Raw genomic sequence first — 1,288 nt, forward strand, 5'->3', positions numbered from 1 at the left:
TATTCCAAAAAGCGCTTTCCTATATACCACAAAGCTTAACCAGTGCCATGCTTGCCGGAGTTTTGCTTAAGTTTGGGATTTTGCTTTTCGCGAGCTTGCAAAATGATTGGACATTTGTTTTATCTTTACTCGCTATTTATGTCATTACAAAAAGATTATGGCCGCGTTACAGCATTGTATTTACCGCACTGGCTGGTATTGCCCTCTGCCCTGTCTTTTTAGACTTTCATATGCCTACTCTTGAGTGGTACTTGGCTAAACCCGTTTGGATTAGTCCTGAATTTAGCTGGTCAGCACTTTTAGGCTTAGCATTACCACTTTTTGTGATTAGCATGGCATCGCAATATCTACCCGGTATAGCCATGATCAAGAGTTATGGCTATAAACCGCACGTTAATCAATTGATTGGCTGGACAGGTTTAACCCAAGTTGTGCTCGCACCTTTTGGATGTTACAGCGTTAATATTGCTGCGATAAGTGCTGCCGTAAGCTTAGATGACCAAGTTCATCCTGATCCAAGCAAACGTTATATTGCGGGTATAAGCTGTGGCTTTTTTTATGTGTTGATGGGGCTATTTGCTGCAACTCTCACAAGCTTGCTGATGTCTTTTCCTCATATTTTTATTGTAGCGTTAGCAGGCATTGCCTTACTTGGTACGATTAGTCACAACATTGCGCTTGCGTTTGGTCCAGTTGAAGACCGCGAAGCGGCATTATTTACCTTTTTATGTAGTGCGTCAGGTATCCAATTTTTCGGTGTTGGTTCAGCTTTCTGGGGACTGGTTGTCGGTATTGTTGTATTTATAGTCCTTAAATTTAAAGCTAAAAAATAAGGCTTAAACGAAAGAGTTTGCGCTTCATCATTTAGAGAAATTCATAAAAAATTAAGCGCAAACTCTCGTTAAATTAATTAATTATGTTTTTATCCCAAAATGCTTGCCGTATTTGCGGCATTGCATTTAAGTGATTAATGATGTGTTGTGCTTCTTCTGCTTCAATTGAAGTTGCAATTAGCGTTACTTCTATCTCAACCTCTTTTTCTCCAAAAGGTGTGACATCAATATCTTTAGCAGGATAATTATGATGCTTTAAGGTTAGGTTTAATTCATCCATAACGACCTTGCTCTGACTTCGGTCACATATAATATAGATTACATGTAAAACTTCTGTGTCATCGTCTAACGGACGACGGTCAATAATATGGACAATCGGCCTTAATAGCGTATTGGCAGATAAAATAAAGGCTGTCGCCAATATTGCTTCAATAATTAAATCAGCACCCGCGGCA

The 1,288-nt window shown here is 39.3% G+C and carries 1 protein-coding gene and 1 pseudogene; one reads left to right on the plus strand and one right to left on the minus strand.

The window, feature by feature from the left end; genetic code table 11:
- A partial coding sequence (locus VXQ92_RS18635; RefSeq protein ID WP_416682806.1) for a benzoate/H(+) symporter BenE family transporter occupies positions 1-833 on the plus strand: 833 nt, incomplete at its 5' end.
- A gap of 73 nt (positions 834-906) precedes the next feature.
- On the opposite strand, the pseudogene VXQ92_RS18640 reads toward VXQ92_RS18635, so the two are convergent.
- Positions 907-1,288, minus strand: a pseudogene (locus VXQ92_RS18640) (MgtC/SapB family protein); the annotation flags it as partial.

The sequence above is a fragment of the Acinetobacter sp. 228 genome (assembly GCF_048147885.1).